The 16,182-nt window shown below is 34.5% G+C and carries 10 protein-coding genes and 3 pseudogenes; 12 read left to right on the top strand and 1 reads right to left on the bottom strand.

From position 1 onward, the window contains the following. The first annotated feature begins 666 nt into the window (after positions 1-666). Together ACVWXS_RS24745 and ACVWXS_RS24740 are read left to right on the top strand one after the other, a co-directional pair. Complete coding sequence (locus ACVWXS_RS24745) at positions 667-1,047, top strand: DUF3888 domain-containing protein (protein WP_456960546.1); 381 nt, start codon at positions 667-669, stop codon at positions 1,045-1,047. A gap of 208 nt (positions 1,048-1,255) precedes the next feature. Next, positions 1,256-2,512 carry an ATP-binding protein gene (locus ACVWXS_RS24740; protein ID WP_456960545.1) on the top strand — a complete coding sequence of 419 codons (1,257 nt, stop codon included), beginning with the start codon at positions 1,256-1,258 and terminating at the stop codon, positions 2,510-2,512. Positions 2,513-2,971: 459 nt separating this feature from the next. Here the strand turns inward: ACVWXS_RS24740 and ACVWXS_RS24735 are convergent, their stop codons facing one another. Continuing rightward, the gene (locus ACVWXS_RS24735; RefSeq protein ID WP_285394529.1) at positions 2,972-3,400 is read right to left on the bottom strand and encodes a HEAT repeat domain-containing protein; all 429 of its coding nucleotides are present in this window, start codon (positions 3,398-3,400) and stop codon (positions 2,972-2,974) included. A 911-nt stretch (positions 3,401-4,311) separates the two neighbouring features. On the opposite strand from ACVWXS_RS24735, the pseudogene ACVWXS_RS24730 reads away from it, so the two are divergent. From ACVWXS_RS24730 to ACVWXS_RS24685, 10 genes and pseudogenes are all read left to right on the top strand, one after another. After that, positions 4,312-5,274 (top strand): annotated as a pseudogene (locus ACVWXS_RS24730) (helix-turn-helix transcriptional regulator). Between the two features lie 76 nt (positions 5,275-5,350). Next, on the top strand, positions 5,351-5,983 hold the full coding sequence (locus tag ACVWXS_RS24725; RefSeq protein ID WP_456960544.1) for a type 1 glutamine amidotransferase family protein: 633 nt from the start codon (positions 5,351-5,353) through the stop codon (positions 5,981-5,983). Between the two features lie 842 nt (positions 5,984-6,825). Beyond that, positions 6,826-7,539 carry a response regulator transcription factor gene (locus ACVWXS_RS24720; RefSeq protein WP_402985090.1) on the top strand — a complete coding sequence of 238 codons (714 nt, stop codon included), beginning with the start codon at positions 6,826-6,828 and terminating at the stop codon, positions 7,537-7,539. Continuing rightward, positions 7,536-8,594: a sensor histidine kinase gene (locus ACVWXS_RS24715; protein WP_456960543.1), complete on the top strand. Its 1,059-nt coding sequence runs from the start codon at positions 7,536-7,538 to the stop codon at positions 8,592-8,594. Before ACVWXS_RS24720 ends, ACVWXS_RS24715 begins: the two co-directional genes overlap by 4 nt. Positions 8,595-9,140: 546 nt before the next feature. After that, entirely contained in the window at positions 9,141-9,905 is a 765-nt protein-coding gene (locus ACVWXS_RS24710) for a hypothetical protein (protein ID WP_456960542.1), read from the top strand. A gap of 119 nt (positions 9,906-10,024) precedes the next feature. Then, complete coding sequence (locus ACVWXS_RS24705) at positions 10,025-10,876, top strand: phospholipase C (protein WP_456960541.1); 852 nt, start codon at positions 10,025-10,027, stop codon at positions 10,874-10,876. A gap of 412 nt (positions 10,877-11,288) precedes the next feature. Beyond that, positions 11,289-12,572, top strand: a complete 1,284-nt coding sequence (locus tag ACVWXS_RS24700; protein ID WP_456960540.1) for a hypothetical protein — start codon at positions 11,289-11,291, stop codon at positions 12,570-12,572. Between the two features lie 229 nt (positions 12,573-12,801). Continuing rightward, positions 12,802-13,097, top strand: a pseudogene (tnpB, locus tag ACVWXS_RS24695) (IS66 family insertion sequence element accessory protein TnpB). Positions 13,098-13,162: 65 nt separating this feature from the next. Continuing rightward, a pseudogene (tnpC, locus tag ACVWXS_RS24690) lies at positions 13,163-14,186 on the top strand (IS66 family transposase). A 424-nt stretch (positions 14,187-14,610) separates the two neighbouring features. Then, complete coding sequence (locus ACVWXS_RS24685; protein ID WP_456960539.1) at positions 14,611-15,630, top strand: ETX/MTX2 family pore-forming toxin; 1,020 nt, start codon at positions 14,611-14,613, stop codon at positions 15,628-15,630. The last annotated feature ends 552 nt before the right edge of the window (positions 15,631-16,182 follow it).

Raw genomic sequence — 16,182 nt, 5'->3', positions numbered from 1 at the left:
AAAGCTAGGCAGTTCCTTTCGGAATTGAAGGGTTATATCGAAGAATCAAATGAAGAGGTAACGCTCGGAAGGGTTCTCTCTTAGTCGAATAGCACTTGATCTAGTAAGCATGAAAGTGTTATAAGCTCGGCGAAAAGGCGTGAGAATTTACCGTAACAGTTCGGCTGACGAAAGCCTACCCGCGGGGGTGGTGTAAATCATGATGCTTGAGTTGAATGAATATGGTGAGAATGCGAATGAACCTACAATAAAAGGTTAAGCTGACAAACTTCTGAATGTACGGGTCTATAACTGCGATACATAGAAATGTGTATGTCAGCAAATTGTGAGGTTAGATGTGGGTGAGTAAGACTAGCTAATATGAAAATCCATGATACGTTACAGGCGTATGAATGCTAACAGGCTTACAGGAAGCACCTAAGTTCATTCCATAATAGATATAATTCAACATTGTAAGCTGATAACGTGGAGGGATAGCCACTAGACTAATGGTGTTGATGATTAATTGAATTGGATTAGTTGGAACGCCGTATGCGGTGAAAGTTGCATGTACGGTGTGGACAGGGGGAAAAGCTGGCGATAATTTCAAAGGCTTACCTATCTGTATGAACAAGAATATTGTTTTACCTAAAGCAAATACTACCTTTTAAAAAGGTAGGTGATTAGATGAAAAAGATATCAGTAATATTTTTATTGTTATTAATTAGTTTAACAACTGTTTTATATGTAACTTGGAAAAGACCACAGATAGCGGAGAATGTCAGTGCCAAAGAAATACATTCCGATTTTTATGATGTATTATTGGTGTTATTAGACCCATATGCAAGGAAAGTGATTAGTAAGGAATATCCAAGTCGTAGTTATGCACTTTGGGATGCAGAAATATTGAAAATTATACGACTAACTGGTGGATATTCTCAGTATGATTTTACTGTGAAAGTAAAATATGATACGTATACAGGTCCTTTTAATCCACCTGAAGGTCCTATTACATTAACCTTTCATGTAACAACAGAAGGGGTTTCAGTAAAAAAAATTCAAAAGTAAGTCCTTATAAAGCTTTCTACCTTATTCAACTAACTGGGTGGCGATTGTTCAATTAGAGTAATCGCTTCTTGACGAGGCAGGTTAGTCAAATTTTTTTTTACACTTTTTTCAACATATTTCTTTTTTTGAAAAAATGTTTATAATTATCTTAACCTTTTGTGTTTTATCACTTTTCTAACATTTATTACTCAATTTAGGGGCGCTGATTATGGGGATAACGACATTATTATTAAATGCATTCATTATTATCATTTGTATTTTTTTCTATCAAATATTTTGGTTAGATAAAGATGGAAAAGAAGCGCGTAATACTATATTAATTTCCTTTCTTTCATCCATTGCGGTTGTTCTTTGTATGACATTCCCGTTTAAGTTTAATTATGGATACATATATGATTTACGGCTTATCCCAATCCTTTTAGCTGTTCTCTATGGTGGTTTTAGGAGTTTTATTTTTATTACTGTTATATTTGTCTCTTACCGTTTTTACTTAGGCGGAGACGGAGTCTACCCTGCAGTTATTGTATATTTTATGGCCACTTCCATTACTATGGTATCCCAATATTTTCTTGCTGGTTATTATAAAAAAAGAAAAATATTGTTCAGCTTATTGCTTATGTCTCTTTGCACTATTTCCTTTTCTATATTCGCTTTAATGAACCAAATACGGATAAACGATAAAGTTCAACCTGATTTTATTCACTTTTTATTCAATTATATAGTGATCAATATTCTGACTGTTTTATTGTCTCTTTATTTAATTGAAGGAATGATAGAAAGGTTTAAAATGAAAGAAAAAATTCACCGTGCAGAAAAATTTATGGTGACTTGTGAATTAGCAGCGTCTATAGCCCATGAAATAAGAAACCCGTTGACTACGGTATATGGATTTATGCAGATGTTTAGTAAAAACGAAATCTCTGAAACACAAAAGGATGACTATTTGCAAGTCATGCTAATGGAGTTAGAAAAAGCGCAACTCGTTATTAACGATTATTTGTCCCTTATAAAACCACAAAATGTTGCAAGAGAATTATTAGATATTAGACCAATTGTTGAGCAAGTAATAGAGGTTATTTTACCGATCGCCATCCAATGTAATGTTAAAGTTGAAAGCGATAATGAATGTTCCTATTATATATATGCCAACACCGATAATCTAAAAATGTGTTTAATTAACATTGCAACGAATGGGATTGAAGCCATGACTAATGGAGGGATGCTCCGAATTTATGTGAAAAAGGTAAAGAATCGTATTGTGATTGATATTATTGACACAGGAATTGGAATGTCTTCTGAGGAGATAAATCGAATCGCTATGCCGTTTTATTCTATAAAAGAGAAGGGAACCGGACTAGGTACGATGATTGCATACAGTATTGTAAAAGGATTAAACGGAGATATAGAAATAAAAAGTGAAAAGGGAAAGGGAACACGGTTTTCTATTATTATTCCTTCTTCCTAATAGAAATCGTAGGGCAAAAAAATTTCGACGATGTAGAGCTTGCTGCTAAAGTACAGTTCGAAAACGAAGAATTTAAAGACGAAAAAGAAATTGAGAAAATATCCGGATACAATAACGCAATAGTATCCATTTTGGAGTGTATAAACCCAATTTATTTATATGATTTAAATGATTAAAACAACCTTAATTGAATAAGATTGTGAAGTATTACACTTAAACTAACAGGTGCTTTACTTGAAGATCATTGAGTTGCATGTGCAGCTCTTTTTTATTGAACTAACGGGAGGTTAATTTAATAAGGTGTTTGTTTTATCATTAAACAATAAAGATAGATGATCAAAGAAAAGAAGTAATACAATTGAATATTAGTTACGATGAACCGCAGTGTAAGATAAGAAAAAGCCATTCCCTCCACAAGCGGAGAGAATGACTTTCCTTCATAAATTGCAAAACTACTGATTATAGTTTTGCCCAACGTTCCTCTAACCAGTTCATAAATTGTACACCTTTGTCGCCTTCATACGCATCAAAGACATCTAAACGCATACGTTTTAGTTTATCCGCAAAGTCTGCCACTGTATGGTCCTTCGGCAAGCTCTTTTTCACCCGCAGGAAAATTTTGTCTGTGCCTTTGATAATATCAAAACGTGCAGGTGATGGCTTCTCTACGTCCTCACCAAACGCCACAAGTGCTTCATAGGCTGCTAATTGCACCTTGTTGACAGTATCATGCTGCATACGATTTTTTAATAAATCTATGATTTTGTCATGTTGATAAGCCGATAACATTTCGACTGCGTCTAAACGCTCTCGCCAGCTAGACGTATAATTGGCCTGTTTTTTTAATGTTTCATACTGCTCAGGTAATGCTGTTTCAAACTGTTTCAAGTAATTGCACCTCATTCTTTAACTAGAGGAAAAATGAATTCTTCTTCTGCTTCTCTTATTATACGTTGTCTGGGTGAAAATAGCGATGAATCGCTGGTAAGGATATATATAGAAAATGGAAACTAACTACATTAAGGTGAACCGTATTATAAGTATGTACTATTTTTTATTAGATTTGCTTTTCTTATTAAACTAACGGAGGGCTTTACTTTAATAAGGAGTAGAGCCTTTTTCTATTAAAGGTGCAGGGTAGTTAAACAATGATGTGGTTATATATGGTAAAATAAATATTGAATAAAAGCTTGGAGAGTGCATGTAATGAGGATACTATTGGAGTTCATAAGAATGTTTTTTTTACTCATAATCTTTTATTTAATTTCAGGCAATATTATTGCTTATATCTACCAAAAATTAGGGATGAAATATTCGAATACTTATGGAATTATGATGATAATCTCAATTTTAATTATATTTACTGTTTTATATCGAAATAAACTGCAATTTAGTGGATGGTATAAAGGAGATGTAAAAGACAAACTCTCAAATACATTGACAAAATGGCTGATTTCAATTGCACTATTATTATTGGTATTACCTCCTATCCTAAGTTTCTTATTCCACTAACGGAGGGCTTTAGTTGAATAACGATTTTCAACAATCGGGAGCGATTCTGTAACAAGAATCAGCGCTCGTTTTCATTAAAAGGGCCAGATTGTGGAATAACCCAGTTGATGGGTTATACTAAAAATCAGAAATAGATTGTTAAGAATTATACTTAAACTAACAAGACAGAATAATCTAATTCAAGGAAATAAGTTAAATTTAAATGATAAACTAAAGTTTACTTATTACTAATTAAGAAAAATAAACTTATATGATAGATAATAAATTTTATATAGAGGTGGATTTATATGCCTAAAATTGACAATATACTAGCAATTCTATGGATGCTTAATTCAAGTGAAAAAATTACTGCAAAACAAATTTCAGAAAGGTTAGAAATGAATATAAGGACTGTGTATCGTTATATTGATACACTTTCAACAAGTGGAGTACCTATAGTTTCAGAAACAGGCCATAATGGTGGATACACTTTATTAAACAATTTTATTGAAGCTCCTCTTTTTTTTGATTTTGAGGAGCAAACCTCACTATTTCACGCTGCTGTTTTTGCAGAAGAAGCCGGATATTATGGAGGTGAAGCACTAAATAGGGCTATATCAAAGCTAAGCAGATATTCAAATCAAGAACAGGAAACAAAGATAAACCAACGTTTAACCAGTCTTGAAGTAATCAGTCGATTAAGTTCCATCTCTATGGAGCCTTCCTTGAAGGAAGTGGAGCAGGCCGTAGCTGACGGATACTCTGTAAAAATTCTATACCTTAAATGTGGCGAAGAACAATCAACATTTAGATTGGTTGATCCGTACAGAATTATTTATTGAAATAATAAGTGGTATGTGATTGGATTTTGTCATCTTAGGAATGATATCCGTAGCTTTAGAGTAGATCGAATTGAAAGCTTAATGCTAACTGAAAATAAGTTTAACCGACCAGAAAATTTTTCAGCACGTGACTTTTTTATGGACAATCTCCTTCCAACTATAGAAGGTAAGGAAGGGATTATCCCTTTGGTTATTAATGGGAATACAAGGGCGTTGGATGATATTTGCCAACATTGGTTTTTGGGACATTATTTACAAGAACGGACTTCAACTCAAGCAGTATTTCTTCTTGAAAAAGATATGCTACATACATATGTACCTCATTTACTTTTACCGTACGGTAAATCTATTCAAATTATTGGGCCAGTAAGTCTTAAGCAAAGACTTATTGAAGTTCTGTCGGAATTAATAAAATTTCATCAAGTATGATAACTTCCCTGACGTTAGCTGTCAGGGAAGTTATATTATAATTAGGCTATATTAATTGTGATTGGAGCGTTATTGGATGCAAACAAAAAAAGTTTATCTTTATGTATTTAATACAATGTCAGACTGGGAATATGGATATTTAATTGCCGAACTAAATTCTGGAAGATATTTCAAAGAAAGTTTAGCCCCTTTAGAAGTAGTTACAGTAGGAACTAATAAAGAAATGATTACTACGATGGGAGGGCTGAGCATACAACCAGATATTTCTATTGATGAATGTACACTTGAGAGTAAAGATCTTTTAGTCTTACCTGGAGGGACTACTTGGAGAGAAGATATTCATCAACCTATCTTAAAAAGAATTGGCGAAGCTTTAAAGCTTGGTACTATTGTTGCTGCAATTTGTGGTGCAACTGAGGCCCTTGCGAATATGGGATACTTAGATTCTAGAAAACACACAAGCAATGACTTAGAGTATATTAAAATGGTCTGTCCTAATTATAAAGGAGAAAAATTTTATGAGATGAGACCTGCGGTATCTGGTGAGAATTTGATTACTGCATCAGGAGTAGCACCTCTAGAATTTACGATGGAAGTACTGAAAAAATTAGATGTATTTGCACCCGACACATTACATTCATGGTATAACCTAAATAAGACTCATAAACCTGAATACTTCTTCCAGTTAATGAATTCAATAAATAGCTGAGCTAAAAAATCAACTTAGCAGTTTTATATTAGTTCAAATAAAAATCATGCTTTAGACAATGTCAAAGTATGGTTTTTGTATAGTACTTAAATATGTTTATGAAAGTAAAAAACTTACAAAGTACTCCTGAAGTTGTTATAAATAGAATTGGTAACTAAATCTATTTTTAATCTTATTGAACAACGGTGTGCTTTTTTCTTTGGCAATAATGTTGGAACGATCTTCAATCGGGCGCGATTGTTGAACAACATAGATAATACAAAAGGCTGTTTGATTCAACAACAACAGAATAGGTAGTAGCATTGATCTGCGTATTTTAGAAAAGCCAACACTCGCTTCACCTTCAAAGGGTTACGAGAACGAGCCACATTTCGTTCAGAGATCGCTTGACCAGTTGCAGCGAAGTACTTCGTGGTATAGATTCGTTTACCATTTACTATCCTCACTTGTGTAGTAGTTCCACGCTTGATTTCGTTATATAAGAAGCACGACAAACACCCAATCTACGGGCAATCTCAGCCTTTTATAAATTCCCTTCATCAAGGTAAGCCTCTAACTTTCCACGTTGAATTTCAGTAAGTCTGGGTTTCTTTTGGGTTCCTTTTATGTTAAAATTTGTTTGCGTCAATTCGAAAAATCTCCTTTGTATATTGGTTGTGTAGGAACGCCAATAATACACGATTTTTCCGATTTGATGCATTTTTTTATACAGTGTCTAATCTGATTTTACAATTCGCTGTAAAAAAAATACTAGCAATTAGCAAAAAACATTTTACAATATTATAAGTAAATCAAAAAAGATTTCTTTTATTTTTGATAAAGGAACAGAGGAGATTTTATGTATGACAACAAGAATTGCAATTATAGAAGATGAAGATAATATCCGTGAAATATGCAAACGGTACTTAGAAAGAGAAGGATATGAAGTATACACCGCTGAAAACGGAGAAGAAGGTTGGAATTTATTTCAGCAATATCAACCAGATCTCATTGTTTTAGATTTGATGATGCCGAAAAAAGATGGATGGGAACTATGTGAGGAAATTCGCCAACACTCTAATGTTCCTATTATTATTTTGACTGCAAGGGGAGAAGAAAGGGATCGAATTTTGGGATTAACAATAGGCGCGGATGATTATGTAACAAAACCATTTTCGCCTCGTGAATTAGTATTAAGGGTACAAATTGTATTACGAAGAGGCAATCAAGCAACAATACAAATGCAAGAACCAGTATCAGAAATAGTAAGATTCCAAGATTTAGAGATTCACCCAACAAAAAGACGTGTATTTGTTTGTGGGCATGAAATTGAGTTAACAGTGAAAGAATTTGAGGTACTTCATATAATGGCAAAACATCCAAGACAAGTATTTTCAAGATCCCAACTTCTTGAACAAATTTGGGATTTTGAGTATGTAGGGTGCACAAATACAGTAACAGTTTTAGTAAGTCGCCTACGTGAGAAATTAGATAAACATACAACAAAGAATCGTTGGATTCATACAGTTTGGGGCATAGGTTATCGCTTTGAGCCGGATGGAGGAAATGAAATATGAAGTTACGTTATCAATTGTTGTTGATGAATTTATTAAGTACGGGTATTATGTTAATCTCTATCTGGTATAGCGAAAGAAGAATGTTACTTAGACCAGAACAGACACGGTTATTTATAGGAATCGTGATGGTAGCACTCATTATTTCAACGATTATTTACTGGTTAATGACACGTCCCATTATGAGATCGATCCAAAATTTAATTGCATTAACCAAACAATTTAGTGATAGACATTTTGAAACGATGTACATTATAGGGAAAGAACCGGAAGAGTTTAAAGAATTAGCCACAGCTTTTCAAGAAATGGCAAAAAAATTAGAAGAAAGCTTTACTAAGTTAGAAAAAGGAGAAAAAGAACGTACTGAGCTGATTGCGAATATTTCACATGACTTACGAACTCCTCTTGCTAGCATACAATTGATGATAGAAGCGTTACAGGATGGCTTAATTGCAGATGCTGATATGAAAAAACAGTATCTAACGACAATTCTAAACGAAATACAACGATTAAATGGACTAATTAATGATTTATTTGAACTGTCTAAGTTAGAACTTGGACAAGAAGCATTTAATCCAAGTTTAATACATATTGATAGTATTCTATTAAAAGTAATAGATTCACATGCTATCCTATTGAAAGACAAAGAGATTGATTTGCAATTACGTGTTTCAGATACATTACCAAAACTTTGGATTATGCCATGTAAAATAGCCCGAGTAATCAATAATTTGTTACATAATGCGATTCGTCATTCTCCTACATGTGGCACAATTGAGTTAATTGTAGAGGAAAATAAACAGAAACAGCAAATTATATTCACTTTGCGTGATGAGGGGAATGGGATTTCCTACGATGAACAACTTCGTATATTTGAACGCTTTTTCAGAACAGATCCATCAAGAAGTTCACAATCTGGAGGATCTGGACTTGGACTCGCTATTGCAAAATCACTAGTGGAAATGCATAAAGGAGAAATTGGTGTTCGGGACCGTCCAGATGGAAAACAAGGATGTGAATTTTGGTTTACTCTTCCCGTCATATCAGAAAAGAAATAGATATAGAAAAAGAATCCCTTATTTTAGGGATTCTTTTTTGTTAAAGCTTGCTCATACAAATGATCTGCACATCAATTCATCTTTGAAATACAGATCATTTGTATGATGATTTTTATAAATAATTGCTAAATAATGAACTTACATAAATGCTTTTAAAAGTTCTTGAACGAATGGAAGTAATCCACCTACAAATTTTAAAACTGCCATTGCGATTTCCATAATATTTCCTCCTCTTTCTTGGTGTGTAGATGTGGTACATTTTTATGCTCTTATTATAGTAAGCGCTTACAAAAAACAATAAATTTTGATATGCAAAATTACATATTTGTATCTAAATTATTGAATGAACGATCTATCAAGCTAATAAACATCTAGGTTTTCCTTTTTGTTTATTCGTTTCATCAGAGAAGAAGTCAGACCTTTGAAAGACTTTTGTAACATTTATGAAAGAAAAATGAAAGATTTGTTATTTAGAATGAAGTTTATCTACTAGTAGACGATGCGCGCAGGGAGTAAAATCGTTAGTGAAAATAAGGAGATTAAGACATGTTGATTAAAAGAAAACTACCTATACTTACATTCTTAGCACTAATATTTAGTTTGATCGTTACCGTTTTTCCTTCAAATTCTGCTTATGCAGAGGAAGAAGATCGTATACTTGATATTTATGGTGATCCAATTACTACAAATAAAGACTATATGTTAGTAAGCAAGTACTGGGACGTGGTGGGAGTTCATCCTTCAGAACGCATAGCACCTGTAGGTAAGAATAGATTTGGATTAACTTATGAGAGTTCTATGGGTTGGCATTATGCAGTTCAGTATAGAAAATCATCTTATTATGGAGAGGAACTACATAAAGATACAAAAGGCAATGAGTACTATGGTACACCTATAAATTTTGAAACTCCAGACGGATTAGACAGTGATGGATATATAAGACATAATACGCCAGTTACCATGTCAATGTGGATTGGTGGACCAAACGCTGATGCAGGAGGAGTAAAAAAATATATAAATGCAAAGGATGCTGGCTGGATTTATTTTAGTGACCAATCAAAAAGCAAGTTAATCGTTCAGAAAGTAAATTCGAAGGAATTAAACTTAGCAACAGGCACCACCGAGATTCTTAGAGATAAATTTGGTAGACCTTGTGATTGGTACAGTGCAGATCCAAAGAACTCTTATTATGGGGTTACATCAACTTTCCAAGTACAGATAGCACAATACCTAGGCTCAAATCATGATAAAATGTGGGCAATTTCTGCTCCTAAAAGCATTGCTGGCTATGAATTAGTACCTTTGCAATAAAATGTCTTTTAAGTTCGGATTTATATAACTTTCCTTATTAGGATTTCATATGTCTTTCGGCAAGGGAAGAGAAATCTCTATGAAGGAAAGTTAGATTATATATAATTGGAGGAATATATATGAAAAGAAAAATTTTAGCTATAGCTTCTGTAATTGCTTTAACAGCTCCTATCCGAAGTGTGGCGTTTGCACATGAAAATTGCTACCAAGATCCACCGATTCCTCTAAAGTGGTCAGCAGAATCGATACATAATGAAGGAGTAAGTTCTCATTTATGGATTGTCAACAGAGCCATTGATATTATGTCCCAAAATACGACTATTGTGAAGCAACATGAGACAGCTCTATTAAATGAATGGCGTACGGATCTAGAGAAAGGTATTTACTCTGCGGATTATCAAAACCCATACTATGATAATTCCACATTCGCTTCACACTTCTATGATCCTGATTCAGGAAAAACGTATATTCCATTTGCTAAACAAGCAAAGCAAACAGGTGCAAAATATTTTAAATTAGCTGGCGAAGCATATCAAAATAAAGATCTTAAAAATGCATTCTTCTATTTAGGATTATCACTTCATTATTTAGGGGATGTTAACCAACCTATGCATGCAGCAAACTTTACTAACATTTCGCATCCATTTGGCTTCCACTCAAAATATGAAAATTTCGTTGATACAGTGAAAGACAATTATAGAGTAACAGATGGAAATGGTTATTGGAATTGGAAAAGTGCAAATCCAGAAGAGTGGGTTCATGCATCAGCAGTTGCAGCAAAAGCTGATTTCCCATCAATTGTTAATGATAATACGAAAAGTTGGTTCCTAAACGCAGCGGTATCACAAGACTCTGCTGACAAATGGCGTGCGGAAGTAACACCGGTAACGGGAAAACGTTTAATGGAAGCACAGCGTATTACAGCTGGATATATTCATTTATGGTTTGATACATACGTGAATAACAAATAACAAAATACACTTATACATGAAAAAAGTTATGTATGTTATAAAGTGAAACTTCCAACGGTGGGGAGCATTCCCCACCTATCTTCTTTATTTCTCTCTGAATCTTCATGTGGAAGTCTTACTGACCGTAAATAGCGGGATAAAGTAAAACGGAAACGACTATTGGGTTCAAGGGTCACCCTGAGAGTAAATACTATAATTTGAGTTTGATAAGTGTATTTTAGAAATTTCCAAGCTTTTCAAATCAATGAAAGACTTTTGTAACATTCATGAAAGTAAATTGAAAGATATTTATAATAAGATGAATATATCAAAGGTGATTTTGTTTTAATCCGAAGTAAAAAGTATAAGCAATGTACAGTATAATTTCACTTTTTGTAATTTTATAGAGATGTAAAAGAAAGGGAGAGATCACATGAATCAAATGAAAAAAGTAATTCCCGCAGCATTAGCATTTGCTGTTTTAGCAAGTCCAGCCTTTTCTTTAAAGACAGAAGCAAGTACAGTATCTTCAGCTTCTAGCGCAGTTACTTCTGTTGAAAAAGAAAACCCATCATTAAATCTGAAAGATGGACAGGTATCAGAAGAAAATTTCAATGTAAATCAGGAATTTGATGCAAATTATATCAATAATAATATTATCGAAGCGAATTTTCCATCTGTTACACCACCACACATCAAGGAAGCAAAACCTCTTCAATATGTATATTTAGATTATTTTTATAAAAATGACAATAAAATCATTGGGAATTGGAGAAATAAAGAACTAAAACATATGGATCCAGTTCCTAGATTTTATTATGATTTAGGATTTATGGGGTATAGCGAATCCCAAATCGAAGAATATTTTGGAAGCACTTATGGAGAAGCTTTTGTAAAAGGACTTGTTCTGGAAACCTTAGAAGGCTTTTTCCAATCTCGATATGCGCAAGATCCGAATGACCCTGATGTACAAAAAATATTACAATCTAAATATTACGAAAAAAGCGATGCTGAAAATGACTTTTTTAATCCAGAATTTTTCCTAGGTGAAGGTGGCTTAAAAAGAGCCATTCTAGAGGAATTCGGCAAGAAAAGCTTAGATGAGCTTGGAATTCAAGTTATTTGGGGTGACAATAATTGGGGCGCTGAGAAAGCTGTAACAATTGGTTATTCAGCAAAGACACCATTTAACCCACTAAAAGATGCTGTATTAACTGAGAAGAAATATCTGAAGAAAGTTCCTGGTGGTTCAGCATCCATTCCGGCTAAAAATACTGGATATGAAGTAACATTTGACATCAAAACAGGTATGACGAAGGAACAATCACAATCATTTGCTCACACTGTAGGTGTAAATGCAGGTTTTGGTATTGAAGATATTTTTGAAGTGGGAGCAAGTTATGAGTTCCAAAGTACATTTGGTACAAGCATCTCATTAAGTGAAGAACAAACGGTATCACGTAAATTTAGTTTGACTAACGATTCAGATCGAACAATTACAGCTGCATTATACCAAGTTACTGCTGAATATAGCTTAAAACCAGGTTCTGCAGTTGCTGGAGTTGTAAATAAAACTATCAATTCACCTTTCGCACAGTTCTGGCAAGGTGGAGGGTATTGGGATACAGCTACACAAGTTAAAGCTTCCTCTACTTCAACAGGTGCAATTAAAACAGATGATTTAAAATTAGTTCGCTCAGATGTGCTAGAAAAATAAAATTGATCAAACAGAGTTTTCCCCCAAACTCTTTTGAAATAAACGTAAGCCCGTAATCAAATAACGCATATAAATAACCAAGCACCTCCGGTACTGAACTTATCAAATGAAGGAGGTGCTTCTTTATGTTAACGACTAAACTAACAATTGTCCCTGTGACACTCGATCCTATCACTAACGAATTCTCTTCTAATCATTCACCCCAATATTCCGATGTGGCCAGACCGATATGCGTAAAGGTATTGATGGTCTCGCTAATCTCTTTCAGGATTCTTTTGAATTAGATCCGTATAGCGATTCCATTTTCTTATTTTCTGGATGGAGCAAAGACCGCTATAAATGTTTGTATTTTATGGGCATGGATTCGCCATGCTTTACAAACGATTGGATAACGGCAAGCTTCAATGGCCAAAAGATGAAAAGGAAGTGCGTAATCTTTCACAACAGGAGCTTCGTTGGCTGTTGGAAGGCTTATCGCTTCAGCAGCCAAAGGCAATTGCGAAATCTGCAAAAAGTGTCTTTTAAATTTGCTTTCTAAGATGGTATAATCAACCGTAACTTATATTGAACGAAATGTGGTGGATGATTTGATGAGCACTTCTAACGAAAAAGTGATTCAACTTCTTGAAGAACAACTTGCGTATATGAAAAACCAAAACAAAGATTTATCAAAACAAATTGAAGTGCTAACAGAACAAGTTCGCCAATTAACAAAAGCTTTATACGGTTCCAAAACGGAAAAATCAAAGTATCAAGCACCAGACGGACAAGGCTCTTTATTCGATGACGATCTGTCTTTTAACGAATCTGAGCACACAGAAGAACAAAGCACAGCGACGATTACTTATACTGTTAATCGTAAATTACATAAGAAAAAACGGAATGATTCTTTTCATTCAATCGAACGCCTATAATTGGGTGTTCCGAAGCGTGCCAAGTCAAGGACCGATCATCGTTCTTTTTCAAAGTGCATTATCGAGAAGTCGTTCTGTCCTAGAAGAATTTACAGAAGGCTTTAAAGGAACCGTGATTTGTGATGGTTATTCAGCATACGGTAATCTACCTGATGTCACGTTCGCCAATTGTTGGGCGCATGTGCGACGTTATTGGCTGAAAGCCGATAGCAAAAACGGGCAAATTGGCGTGGATTACTGTGATCAACTGTATCACCTAGAACGTCAATTCAAGCATCTTTCACCAGGTAAACGCCGAAAGTCACGGCAAAAACATTCATAGCCGATTGTAGAGAAATTTCTAAAATGGGTGGACGAATCGCCTTTCTTCGGGAAAAATGCGCTCGCAAAAGCTGCCGAATACACATTAAATCGTGTACAAGGATTAAAAGCTTTTCTATTCGATGGCCGAATTGAAATCGATAATAATCCAGCTGAAAATGCGATTCGTCCAAATGTGATTGGGCGTAAGAACTGGCTTTTCTCTGTTAGTGAAGCAGGCGCCAAAGCGAATGCCATTTGTTTAAGTTTGGCTGAAACGGCAAAAGCAAACGGCATCGATTTCTATCAATACCTAGTAACGTTAATGACAGAATTGCCAAATTTACCGATTCACCAGCAACCAGAGATTTTAAATAATTACATGCCTGAAAAAAATTAGGATAGATGGCCATTCGTCGTGCGTACCGAGAAGGTGCGCTTATTTTTTTATATTTCGGGCTTACGTTGTAATTCTTCCACAAATGGTTGTAGTTCATCTTGAATTGAGAGATTCATAAAAAACGTCATCCTTTCTAATCTAGCTTGTTTAGAAAAGATAACGTTTTTTGTATTTAAGGGTATTAAAATTTCTTAAGTTGAAGGGCATGTATGGTGACCCCTCTGAGCTGGATAGCAATGTGGCGTCACTCTTTTATTATATTTTTGCAAGACTTTTGTAATACTTATGAAAGGATTTCGAAAGATATATAAACTAAGATGAACTTATCAACACCTTAAGTAGAATTCACTATATTTTATAGAATAATAGTAAATTCGATTGTTATAAATACAAATTTTATAATCTCAAAAAAGGAGCTAGTAATATGCTAAAAAACAACAAGAAGACTAAACAAATTTTATCACTTGCTATGATTGGAGTTATTGGTACTTCATTTGCATTCGCATCCCCAAATTCAGCGAGTGCAGCAAGTACATCTCAAGTTAACCCTATCGCAGCAGGACAAGAAAACCCTTATATAGAAAATTGGGATGAGCCCTTCAAAAAGATGTTTAGCATGCTTCAAAATAATGTAGCACAGTATAAGAATTATACAAATCCACAGTTTGTTCTTAATAAGGTAGTTAAAACGTCTGTAGAAGAAGATGGTTCTCCTATTACTAATGCAAAAACTTTATTCGTAGGGAAGACAGTTTTCAGGAATAATACGGATCATGATCAAACTTTCACTACAAATGAATTCTCAAAGACAATTGAACATTCTGTTTCTAGTTCCACTACACATGGATTTAACTTAGGAGTAACTGCTAGTGCATCGTTTGGTATTCCTGTTATTGGAGAGACAAGTGTTGAAATATCTACTGAATATAATTTCTCAAATACAAATGAAACTACAAAGACTGAAAGTTATACTTATACCGCTAGCCCACAAAATATCGTAGTTCCTGCACATTCAGCTGTAGAGGTTTCTGTAATTTTAAATACCGTTAAAATAGACGGAAATGTAGACCTTACCTCTACTATAACAGGAACAGTTAATTATGAAGATGGTTCTCGAAAGCGCAATAATAATCTTCAGAATTTATGGTATGACGCTTTTAGATATAGCAATACCAAGACTAGTGCTTTTAATGTAAAGCCTGTCTATGAATATTCAGATGGTTTGTCTGATAAAGTTACTTTAAAAGGAAAAGGTAAATACTCAGCTGAATATGGAACACAGTTCTCTGTATCTGTAAAACCTATTGTAGAGCAACCTAGAGCACTTGCTGTTCAATCTGACGGTACGGTTGCTGAAAATGGCAAATCTACTGACGAAGATTACACTACTACTAACGAAGGTTACACTTATACAGTTAAACCAGAAGTTAAAATAGGACAATAAAAATAGAAAAATAGAAAAAAGCTCTCTCATAATAAAAAGTGAAAGTTTCTTCGATTTCATCGAAGAAACTTTCACTTTTTATGTATAAGGGGTCACTATGATACCCCATAGCCGTCAAGCTAAAATTTTAAAGTATCCCCTAAACGGAAATTTTGTGCTAGCTTGTAACAAAAAGCTCATTTGAACTTAATCATCTTTCATTTTCTGTGGTGTAGCGCTGGTTTTTGCGCTACATGGAGGGCTAACGGGGCAGCATAGCAGGCCTCTGCCTTATGAATAGACCGAACGAAGGAATGTAAGCGCAAATGACGCTAAGAGACATGGGAGGGTACGTCGTCATAAGTAACGCAGAGATCCATTGTGCATCACATAGTGGATTAAAAAGCTAATGATTTCCATTAGTTTTAGCGAAGCGTACACTCAGAATGTGAATTATAACTATAAATTAAAAATACTGGGATCATCACCATAACGTGTGGTTGATTTCCGTTCCGACTGGGCGCTTTCCTGGGGGCGTCCGATGAGCCGCTTCACTCGCGTTGCTCGCTCCAG

The organism is Lysinibacillus sp. TE18511, assembly GCF_054062295.1.
Note: the sequence above shows the minus strand (reverse complement) of the source record. Positions and strands in the feature narration are given on the sequence as shown.

Bases quoted from the DNA above. Each gene is read 5' to 3' on its own strand.
- ACVWXS_RS24740 (WP_456960545.1), top strand. From the start codon at position 1,256: ATGGGGATAACGACATTATTATTAAATGCATTCATTATTATCATTTGT.
- ACVWXS_RS24745 (WP_456960546.1), top strand. From the start codon at position 667: ATGAAAAAGATATCAGTAATATTTTTATTGTTATTAATTAGTTTAACA.
- ACVWXS_RS24715 (WP_456960543.1), top strand. From the start codon at position 7,536: ATGAAGTTACGTTATCAATTGTTGTTGATGAATTTATTAAGTACGGGT.
- ACVWXS_RS24700 (WP_456960540.1), top strand. From the start codon at position 11,289: ATGAATCAAATGAAAAAAGTAATTCCCGCAGCATTAGCATTTGCTGTT.
- ACVWXS_RS24705 (WP_456960541.1), top strand. From the start codon at position 10,025: ATGAAAAGAAAAATTTTAGCTATAGCTTCTGTAATTGCTTTAACAGCT.
- ACVWXS_RS24720 (WP_402985090.1), top strand. From the start codon at position 6,826: ATGACAACAAGAATTGCAATTATAGAAGATGAAGATAATATCCGTGAA.
- ACVWXS_RS24685 (WP_456960539.1), top strand. From the start codon at position 14,611: ATGCTAAAAAACAACAAGAAGACTAAACAAATTTTATCACTTGCTATG.
- ACVWXS_RS24710 (WP_456960542.1), top strand. From the start codon at position 9,141: ATGTTGATTAAAAGAAAACTACCTATACTTACATTCTTAGCACTAATA.
- ACVWXS_RS24725 (WP_456960544.1), top strand. From the start codon at position 5,351: ATGCAAACAAAAAAAGTTTATCTTTATGTATTTAATACAATGTCAGAC.